This window comes from Mycobacterium scrofulaceum (assembly GCF_002086735.1).
GTDB lineage: Bacteria > Actinomycetota > Actinomycetes > Mycobacteriales > Mycobacteriaceae > Mycobacterium > Mycobacterium scrofulaceum.
Genome location: NZ_MVIJ01000093.1, coordinates 1 through 9,927 on the forward strand (window position 1 = coordinate 1; position 9,927 = coordinate 9,927).

A 9,927-nucleotide genomic window follows, 5' to 3' on the forward strand; every position below is an offset into this window, starting at 1 on the left:
ACCCACATCACGGACACCGTCCACGACACAAACACCCAGATCACGCCCCCAAACAGTCGAGCCCGCCCAAGATAACGATCGCCCGCTTCAGTTCTCGTATCTCTTGCTCGAGCTCTTTGACCCGCTGTGACTCCGCAGTGGACACCCCAGGTGCATACCCGTCGTCGATATCGGCCTGACGCACCCAGGAGCGCACCGACTCGACCCCGTAGCCGAGCTGGCGGGCTACCCGTGACACCGTTCCCTGCTCGGTGCCCAACTCGGCACGCAGTGCCCGCACCATCCGCACTGCAGCGGCCTTCTCCTCCGGGCTGTAACGACGCGCCGTGGGCTTCCCAGACGACTGTTCCTTCGGCATACCTGCATCCTCGTTTCCAAGGTCAGGAGCCTCCGGGATTTCCAGGGCGATTCACACCTCGGCAGTCTTGCCGGAGAATCCCGGAATGCTCATCAGCAGTTCCCGGGTGAGGCGAAAGGGCGCCATCGCTTCCTCGATGCGCTCATCGAGGCGACCGATATCGGCGGTGTGAGCATCGATGCGGTCAAGGAACAACCGGGACATAAACGCGTGATGCTCACTGAACCGGCCGATCAACGCCTCGGTCAACGCCGGGATCTTGCGGCGCAGCGTCCGCTTGGCCAGATCGGCAATCATGGCTGGATCGTTCTGGCCGGCGATCAGCGCCTCGAGCATCGCTCGTCCGGACACTCCGGTGATGTCGGTGGCCACCGAGGTGAGTTTGATCCCGGCGTCTTCGAGCAGCTTCTCCAACCGCATTACCTCGCGCGAGCATTCCCGGGTGATGTGCGTGCGTGCGTGGGTCAGATCCCGCAGCGCGCGAATTGTCAACGGCAATCGAAAACTGATCAGGAGTCGGCAAGCACTGGTCAGTATTCACTTGCCGCCGACACGAATCGGCGGCGGCGGCACCAACGACGCCGTCACCAGCCCGTGAGCCCCGAGATCGGCCAGCCACGCAGCATCAGACACATCGGTCTTGCGGCCGGGCACATTGCGCACCCGCGACGCATTGATCAGCATCATGTTCAGCTCATCGTCGAGCAGGTAGTAGAACGGTTTCCAGTAGTCGCTGGTGGACTCGATCACCACACACGTGACCTTCTGCGCGATAAGATGCTCACGCAACGCCAGGATCTGTGATGTCATGGCACCCCATGTCGTCACTGTCGACGACGCTCCTCTGCGTCCATGGCCCTGAATCCGCACACAGACCTTCGCGTCTTTCTTCGAGCAATCGATTCCCGCGCACCGCGGGTGCACCACATCCATCGAACTCACCGCCTCCCAACAGGATTGACAAAGGGGCGTGTTCCGGGGAGATGTCGGCGTCGTCTGAAAACTGACCCCGTGTCGCCGTTGACAGGAGAGCGGGATGAAACAGAATTCTGACACTCGTGCTCGACGGCAACATTCCACGGTCCCCGTGGATGGGGGGCTCTCCACCCTCAGGCTAATTTGCGGGCTCACAGGCAACATAGTGCAACCGGGGTCAACCGAAACACCTTCCAGCATGAACCGTCGGCCGCCTGGACGCTGAACCCAGCGCAGGCCCCGTTCGGAACCGCAACTGGCTCGCGGAATTTTCGATCACCACGGTGAGAGCGAAGCGCGCCCGAGAAGCTAGTTTGATAAAGTCGGGTCGACCGCTCCGGCCGTGGTGAGCACGGTTTTGCGGCCGCGCCCGTTGCGGGAGTTGCCCGAGCCATAACCAGCCGGATCGCCGTACTCATAGCCCAGGTGATCAGCGATCTCGACATCCAAAGCGCGTTGGAGCACCGCCTTGGTCATCTGCGCCAACAGCCCCTCAGGTGGAGGCGTGGTGGTCGAACGAGCTGGCCACCGCACGGCGGATCGACTGGTTCAACCACCGCCGCCTGTATGAATACTGCGGCGATGTTCCGCCAGCCGAACTCGAGGCCGCCTATTACGCTCAACGCGAGAGAGCAGCCGCCAGCTGAGCTCTCACATCAGAAAGTCTCCGGACTCACCGAGACAGTCCCCGTTGGATTATCCGGCGATGAGCGGATTTGTGCGGTGCTCACCGTTTCCTCGGTTTGAGCCAGAAGCCATTTCGGAAGTGCTTTGGTGTGATGTCGAGGCCGGCAGAGTTGCCGGCCGGGATGCTTTGGTCGTGAAGCGCAGACCGTCATCGATCTTGCCGCGGCGTATTTGACGGACATCGAAGAGGTAATTCTGCTTTGCTTTCCATGGACCGCGGGATCCAGACTTAGGGAGTTGATCCATCGCGCGTTGGAAGTAGCCGGGCGCAAAATCCGTGAACGGCAGTTCCTCGACATCCTCGCCAGGGTGGGGAGCTACGACGGTGTCGTAGCCGTGCGCATCCATGTAGTTGAGTAAGCGACAGACGTATTCAGACACCAGGTCTGCTTTCAGTGTCCAGGACGCGTTGATGTAACCGATAGTGAACGCCATGCTCGGGACGTCGGATAGCATCATGGCCTTATAGGTCATCGACTTCGCGACGTCGACGACCTGGCCGTTACGGGTAATCTTGGCGCCGCCGAACAGCCGCATGTTCAAACCGGTCGCGGCGACAATGATGTCGGCCGTCAACTCCTGACCCGAGGAAAGCTTGATCCCGGTCCTGGTGATGTGGTCGATAGTATCGGTGACTACATCGGCCTTGCCGTCCCGAATGGCCTTAAAAAGGTCGCCGTTAGGGGCCAGGCATATCCGTTCATCCCACGGGTTGTACTTCGGCCCGAAATGCTTATCCACGTCATAGCCTGCGGGCAGCTGGTGCTTAGCCCAAGCGATCAGCGCTTTTCGCATGGAACGGGGAAAGCGACGCGCCAGTCTGTACTGCGCCACAGCTAACAGGATGTTCTTCCAGCGGTTGACGAAGTCCGCGCTCCTTGTCGGTAACCACTTGATGAGCTGCACGGCAATGGGGTCGATGTTTGGCAGCGATCCGATGTAAGTCGGTGAACGCTGCAGCATCGTTACCTGGCCAGCGCCTGAATCCACGAGGGACGGAATAAGGGTCACTGCGGTAGCACCGCTGCCGATGACGATGACGTTCTTACCCGCATAATCGAGGTCTTCGGGCCAGTTCTGCGGGTGAACAATAATTCCTTCGAAATCCTTCTCGCCCCGGAATTCTGGACGATACCCCTGGTCGTAGTCGTAGTAGCCGCTGCACGCAAACAGGAACGCGGCCGTGATCTCGGTCGTCTTTTGGCGGTCCCCAGCCACCTTGATCGTCCAGCGCCTGTCGGCGTCCGACCAGTCCGCAGACAATACCTGGCTACCAAACCGGATGTGGTTGTCGATGCCGCTCTCGGCGGCAGCTTCCCAGAGATAATCCTTGATCGTGGCGCCATCAACGGTAAAGCGCGGCGAGTGCCACGGCTTGAAACGGAACCCGAAGGTGCACATGTCGGAGTCCGATCGGATGCCCGGATACTTGAACAGGTCCCATGTACCACCCAGATCAGCTCTGCGCTCTAGAACTACATAACTCTTGTTGGGACAGCGCTCCTGCAGATGCCAGGCAGCGCTGATACCGGAAATACCCGCACCCACAATCACAACGTCAAAGGATTCGGACATAAAACTGCTTGCTCCCTTCTTGGCGACGGTCTCGGTGAAATTCGGTTCACTTCAGGTAGCCGACCAGGGCCCCCTTGGTGCCGAAGAGTTCCTCCTGCCATTGCTCGAGCAACGCGTTGGTGTCGATGTCGTCGGGATGAAATCCCGGTCGCAAGTATTGCCTGAGCTCTGGGATCAAACCCCGAAATATCGGACCGCGGTAGACCCGATAGGTCTCACGCACCAGTCGCACTGGCTGACGGCACGCTTCGGGATCCCGCGCCACCGAATACGCCAGCGTGCCACTCATGAGGAGGAGCAGAAGGGGGATCATTACCGCCATCACACGTCGACGCACCCGCTCGGTACCCCCCACCGAGCGGAATACGTCAAAGGCAACCGACTTGTGCTCAAGTTCCTCCAGCGCATGCCACTTCAGGAGATTCCACACCTCCGCATCACCCGGGATCGCCCGGAAGTCCTCATCGCCGAGCAGCCGCTCAGCAAGTATCGCGGTGAAGTGTTCTGCGGCTGCTGTCACCGCCAGCGGAATCCGGGCCGGCAGCACCTCCTCGATGCGTTTCACCCAATCAACAAACTTTTCGGAATCCCACCACCCAATCGGATACCCCATGTCAACGAGCTTGTCATTGAGCGCCCGATGCTGCTGGCCATGCACCGATTCCTGACCGATAAACCCGGCCACCCGCTTCTTCAACCCAGGATCGGCGATCTCATCGGCAAACCGGCGCACCGACCGAATGAACAACTCCTCCCCCGGCGGGAACGACCCCGACAAGTTCGCCCACAGGTGGCTGAAGATGATGTCGTCATCGAAGAAATACTTGCTGCCCTCGCCAAAGGGGAAACGTATCCGCCGGGTTCTCGGATACCGAGACCCCACACTTGCCGCACTTGCAGTGGTCACTGCCCCTTGTCCTATGTCTCCGTCGACCATGACAGGCTGCCCTTCCTCGAACATCCAGTTTCGGATACCGATAGTATCGGGTGTAGACGTGGTGCTACAAGTCAAATGTCCCGCTCGCTCGCTTGGGGAGACGCGGGCGCAGAAAGCGCCATGCCCGGGGTACGCAGATGCGCCTGAAGCGGGTGTGGCTGTTGACTTCCATTTCGATGGCACCACTGACCGCCGCCAGATCAAAGATCGTCTCGATCATCGACGAACACACCCGCAAATGCGTCGACGGTCGGGTGGCGCGCGGCATCACCGGCGAGGACCTGGTCCTCGAATTTGACCGCCTGGCCAGACAGCGTGATACCCGCCCGACGGCGCTGCGGTGGAGCAATGATCAGGAACCTAATAGCTTTGTAGGGCACTGGACGATTCCTGATCAGAACTCGGGGCTAGACCCCCTTCCACAGGCGGGAACGCCGGCTGCTCTGCGACCTTCCGAGTGAGCGGTCGGCCAGCGAGTGTCGACGGAACGCCTGACCGATACCGGGGTCGGCTAGACCTGCCGGGAGAACGGCGAGGTCGGCGTGTCGTGACCGGCTGCTCCTCGGAAGGGGTTGGGGTGGGGAACGTGGTTCGAGCCCGCCTGCACGATCGACACCTCATCGACGGGGAGCCGTTGAGCTCTGACAAAGACTGGGGGTCGTGCGGGTTGCTGGGGTCGCGAACGGCTCAATCGGAGGTCAGGCCATCAGAGCCTTGCTATTAGGGCGCCGCGCGTTCTCACAAAGGGTCACGCACCCAACACATTTCGACAACCAAGGAGGTAAATTTGTCCATGGTCACGTGTGGGATCGACTGGGCCCAGGATCATCATGACGTCGCGCTGGTGGATGCCGACGGTCGGCTGGTCGCCAGACGGCGCATCCCCGAGTCGGTCGCCGGATTCGCCGAACTGACCGCCATGCTGGCCGATGCCGACGACGACCCTGAGGATCCGATCCCGGTCGCGATCGAGACCCCGCGCGGGTTGCTGGTCGCCGTGTTGCGGGCCAGCGGTCGACCGATCTACCCGATCAACCCGATGTCGGTGGCCCGCTATCGGGAACGGACGTCGATGTCGGGCAAGAAGTCTGACCACGGCGATGCGGTCACGCTGGCCAACATCCTGCGTACCGACATCGACCAGCATCGTCGGTTACCCGCCGACACCGAACTGGCGCAATCGATCACCGTGCTGGCCCGTGCCCACCAGGACGCCACCTGGCGGCGTAACCGGGCCGGCAACGAACTGCGGTCGCTGCTGCGGGAATATTTCCCGGGTTTCCTGCACGCCTTCGCCGACCGTCCCGGCGGAATCACCGCACCCGAAGCTCGTGCGGTGCTCGCCATCGCTGCCACCCCGGCCAAGGCGGCGCGGCTGTCAAAGCCGCAGATCACCGCCGCCCTGCGCCGCGCCGGACGCCAACGCGGCCTGACCACGCTCGCGGCGACAATCCACCAGCAGCTGCGGCTGCCGCAGCTGCGACACCCCGCCCCGGTCGAAGACGCCTTCGGTATCCAAGCAGTCGCATTGCTGGCCACCCTCGACGCTGAGTGCGCCAACGTCGACCGGCTGGGCGAGGCCACCGCCGCCACCTTTGCCCAGCACGCCGACCACAGGATCATCACCTCATTTGTGGGGGTCGGCGACCTTACCGGTGCCCGCCTGCTCGCCGAAATCGGCGACGACCGAACACGATTCGCCGACGCCCGAGCATTGAAGGCGTTCGCCGGGTCGGCGCCCGTCACCAAAGCCTCTGGGCGCAGCATCCGCATCACTCACCGGCACGTGAAGAACAACCGACTTGCCGCCGTCGGATTCGTCTGGGCGTTCATCGCGGCCGGCTGCGAAGGACCCACCCGCGCTCACTACCTGACACGCCGCGACCACGGCGACCGCCACCCCGCAGCCCTGCGCCACCTCTACAACCGCATGCTCGGCCAGCTCTACCACTGCCTGCAAACCAGCCAAACCTACGACCCAATCAAGGCATACCGACCACCCCCGACGCACCCCACACGAGCCGCCGCTTGACTGTTAACAAGATCGGAGGTCTGTGGGTGCGACGCGATGTCGCGCATGTGAGTGAGCTCGTGGAGTGGAGGTCGGCGATGCCGGTCGCGTAGTTCTCGGTTGGTGTTCGTGACCGATCCCCGCCCTGACGTGCGTCGACGGGTCCTGCCCGTGGGCGTGCGAAGCTCAGGGAAGAAGCCCAAGGGCCCCCGTTCCGTCTGGGGGAACGACCGGGCGAGGGAAGGCCGGACGGGCGAATGCGAATGAACCCTTGATGACGCCTCGTTATTTGAAGCCCGGGAAGACGGGTTGAGAACCCGGGTGATAGGACCCGGCCGCTGGCAGTGGCGGCAAGCGGCGACCGGAGGCCACAGGCCGGTCGTGCGAACACCGCTGGTCTCGGGGTATAGAGGGCGCCCTCCCCGGCCGTATCTCGTATGCGCGGAACGTGGAAACCCCGTCGGGTCCGGCCTTCGGGCCGGTAGGCCGATCGTGAGAGGGGCGGAATCCCTCGGCGGGAACAGGATGCTCAAGAAGCGAATGCCGATGGCCGAAAGGCAGCGGGACCTGTGGTCGTGGTGCCGCCGCTCCTCCTGGGCGGCGATCATGGGGAACCGGTCGGATACCAGCGTGGTGGCTGGGCTCGAAAGGGCGCTGACGTGGGCAGGTGAGCCTTTGAAATACCGAGACCGAGGGCCTTGCGAACCGGAAGGGCAAGTTGGACACCGTAGAGGTGAACGGACCGGAGGGCGTTTTCGATTGGACCGTCGTGGATTGGCGTGTCCATGAGGAAAACGTAGCGAGGTTGCGGCGCAGGATCTTCAAGGCGACGCGGGAGCAGGACTGGGCCTCGGTCCGGTCGCTGCAGAAACTGATGCTGGGTTCCTGGTCGAACACGTTGGTCAGTGTGCGACAGGTGACTCAGCGCAATGCTGGGCGTCGAACGGCCGGGATCGATGGGGAGGTTGCCCTGTCGCCCGAGGCGAGAGCGAATATTGCGGTGCGAGTGCATGATTCGCGGTCGTCGTGGGAGCCCTTGCCGGTTCGGCGTGTGTATATTCCGAAGGCCAACGGAAATCAGCGTCCGCTCGGTATCCCCGTGGTGATGGACCGCTGTCATCAGGCGCGGGTACGCAACGCGCTGGAGCCCGAGTGGGAGGCTCGGTTCGAGGCCCGTTCCTACGGGTTTCGCCCGGGCCGTAGCTGTGCCGATGCGATCCAGTCCCTTTTCCTCACGCTCAAAGGGCCACGAGCCCAACGGGCATGGATTCTGGACGCCGATTTGTCGGCCGCGTTCGACAGAATCGACCATCCTCGGCTACTCGACAAGCTGGGGTCGTTCCCGGCCAAGGAAATGATCCGAAAGTGGCTGAAAGCCGGGGTGATCGAGAACGGCGGGTTCGCGCCGACCGAGGAGGGTTCTCCGCAGGGCGGGGTGATCAGCCCGTTGCTGATGAACGTGGCACTGCATGGCCTGGAGGAGGCCGCGGGAGTTCGTTACCGCAGTTCGACCGGTGTTTACGCCGGCGCGGCGATAGCGGGCAACCCGGTTCTGGTGAGATATGCCGACGATATGGTCGCCTGCTGCCATTCACGTGAGCAGGCCGAACACGTCAAGGCGCAGCTTGCCCGGTGGCTGGCTCCGAGGGGTCTGGTCTTCAACGAGGATAAGACGCGCATCGTCCACCTCGAAGAGGGATTCAGCTTCCTCGGATTCAACATCCGCTGCTACCGCCACGGTAGACGGCCGGGCAAGTTGTTGATCAAGCCGAGCCCGGAGGCGATCGAGCGTATCCGCAAACGGTTGGCCGAGGAGATGCGCAGGCTGCGCGGCTCCAACGCCAGGGCGGTGATCGCCCGGATGAACCCGATTATCCGGGGATGGTCCGCCTACTATCGAGGTGCGGTGTCCAGCAAGGTTTTCAGCTCGCTGGACCACTATATGTGGCGGCTCACCTCCGGGCGGGCGCGCCGACCGCATCCGAAGAAGCCGAAAAAGTGGATCGCACGCCGCCACTGGGGTCGGTTCAACAAGTTCAGGAACGATCAGTGGGTGTTCGGCGATCCCGAACGGCCGTTGGATGACCGCCGTGAAAACATCGCGTGTCTGGTCAAATTCTCCTGGACTCACATCGTCCGACACACGCTAGTCGCGGGCCGGGCGTCTCCCGACGCCCCGGAATTGGCCAGCTACTGGGCCGAACGACGGCGCAAGGTCAAACCCGCGCTGGACAGCTACAACCTGCGCCTGCTCGCCAAGCAGGACGGACGGTGCCCGCTGTGTGGCGATCATTTGTTGACCGTCGATCAACCCCCGCAGTCGCCCTCCGAATGGGAACGGTGGTGGTTAGGAGTTGTCAAGCGAGCCATCGCCGCCGAGCATCTCACCCACCACGGGCGGCTGGCCCGGTTGGACGAGACCCACCTGGTACACGCCTCCTGCCATCGCAGCCTTCGGGCTAAGTTGCGCGGGAGCCCAACGAATTACGCAGTTCCCGCAACGTCCTCGGGGCTTGCTTGAGCCGTATGCCGGGACGACTGGCACGTACGGTTCTGAGGGGGGACCGCCGCAGCAATGCGGCGGTCCTACCCGACATGAGCCTCGGTGAGGCAGCCTGAAGGGGCGCCGCCTTCCCGAGGGTGCTCTGAATTCGGTTTGTCTGATCAAGGACCGGCGTTGGCGCGCTGGTTGGGAAGGTACGCCCATGCTCACGGTAGTTCACGACGTCGACGAGTCCAACGACAACACCGGTTCGGGTCGCTCGTTACTCGATGAGGTCGTCCGCGATGGCGCCCGGCAAATGCTTGCGGCGGCGCTGGAGGCCGAAGTCGGCCTATATCGCGCAGTTCACCGATCAGGTTGACGAGAATGGGCATCGCCTAGTGGTGCGCAACGGCTACCACGAGGAGCGGACCGTGTTGACGGCCGCTGGGGCGGTGCCGGTCAAGGCCCCGCGGGTCAACGACAAGCGCATCGACGCTGACACCGGTGAGCGGTGCCGGTTTTCCTCCCCGATTTTGCCGGCGTGGGCGCGCAAGTCGCCGCAGATGACCGAGGTGTTGCCGCTGCTGTGCCTGCACGGGCTGTCCAGCGGGGATTTCGGCCCGGCGCCGGAGCATTTCCTCGGCACGGGCGCGGCGCTCTCGGCGACCGAGATTACTCGGCTGACCGCGCAGCGGCAGGACGAGGCCAAAGCCTTCGGCAAGCGTGACTTATCCAGCACCGATTACCTGTATTTGTGGGTGGATGGCATCCACCTCAAGGTGCGCCTTGAGGTGGAGAAACTCTGTTTGCTGGTAATGATCGGGGTCCGTGCTGATGGCCGCATGGAGCTCGTCGGGCTGGCTGACGGCTTCCGGGGATCGACTGAGTTCTGGGCTGAT

General features: G+C 62.7%; 5 protein-coding genes and 4 pseudogenes. 4 read left to right on the top strand and 5 right to left on the bottom strand.

Translation table 11 applies throughout. From position 1 onward, the window contains the following. Positions 1–67: 67 nt before the first annotated feature. The 5 genes and pseudogenes from BST44_RS28150 to BST44_RS28175 all read right to left on the bottom strand — a co-directional run. A pseudogene (locus BST44_RS28150) lies at positions 68–358 on the bottom strand (transposase); the annotation flags it as partial. Positions 359–412: 54 nt separating this feature from the next. Then, positions 413–1,291 (bottom strand): annotated as a pseudogene (locus tag BST44_RS28160) (IS110 family transposase); the annotation flags it as partial. Positions 1,292–1,660: 369 nt separating this feature from the next. After that, a pseudogene (locus BST44_RS28165) lies at positions 1,661–1,867 on the bottom strand (transposase); the annotation flags it as partial. A gap of 162 nt (positions 1,868–2,029) precedes the next feature. Further along, on the bottom strand, positions 2,030–3,595 hold the full coding sequence (locus BST44_RS28170; RefSeq protein WP_007172240.1) for a flavin-containing monooxygenase: 1,566 nt from the start codon (positions 3,593–3,595) through the stop codon (positions 2,030–2,032). A 46-nt stretch (positions 3,596–3,641) separates the two neighbouring features. Next, positions 3,642–4,532, bottom strand: coding sequence for a metal-dependent hydrolase (locus tag BST44_RS28175; protein ID WP_172975555.1), 891 nt, complete (start codon positions 4,530–4,532; stop codon positions 3,642–3,644). Between the two features lie 137 nt (positions 4,533–4,669). On the opposite strand from BST44_RS28175, the gene BST44_RS31760 reads away from it, so the two are divergent. From BST44_RS31760 to BST44_RS28195, 4 genes and pseudogenes are all read left to right on the top strand, one after another. Then, positions 4,670–4,993 carry a hypothetical protein gene (locus BST44_RS31760; protein ID WP_007172237.1) on the top strand — a complete coding sequence of 108 codons (324 nt, stop codon included), beginning with the start codon at positions 4,670–4,672 and terminating at the stop codon, positions 4,991–4,993. Between the two features lie 332 nt (positions 4,994–5,325). Next, the gene (locus tag BST44_RS28185; protein ID WP_007172236.1) at positions 5,326–6,564 is read left to right on the top strand and encodes an IS110 family RNA-guided transposase; all 1,239 of its coding nucleotides are present in this window, start codon (positions 5,326–5,328) and stop codon (positions 6,562–6,564) included. Between the two features lie 712 nt (positions 6,565–7,276). Then, a complete protein-coding gene (ltrA, locus tag BST44_RS28190; RefSeq protein WP_046186391.1) occupies positions 7,277–9,064 on the top strand; it encodes a group II intron reverse transcriptase/maturase in 1,788 nt (595 codons plus the stop codon). Between the two features lie 184 nt (positions 9,065–9,248). Next, positions 9,249–9,927: pseudogene (locus BST44_RS28195) on the top strand (transposase); the annotation flags it as partial.

What these genes read in the sequence shown, in the direction of transcription:
- BST44_RS31760 (WP_007172237.1), top strand. Translation starts at nt 4,670, where the DNA reads ATGCGCCTGAAGCGGGTGTGGCTGTTGACTTCCATTTCGATGGCACCA.
- BST44_RS28170 (WP_007172240.1), bottom strand. Translation starts at nt 3,595, where the DNA reads ATGTCCGAATCCTTTGACGTTGTGATTGTGGGTGCGGGTATTTCCGGT.
- BST44_RS28185 (WP_007172236.1), top strand. Translation starts at nt 5,326, where the DNA reads ATGGTCACGTGTGGGATCGACTGGGCCCAGGATCATCATGACGTCGCG.
- BST44_RS28175 (WP_172975555.1), bottom strand. Translation starts at nt 4,532, where the DNA reads ATGGTCGACGGAGACATAGGACAAGGGGCAGTGACCACTGCAAGTGCG.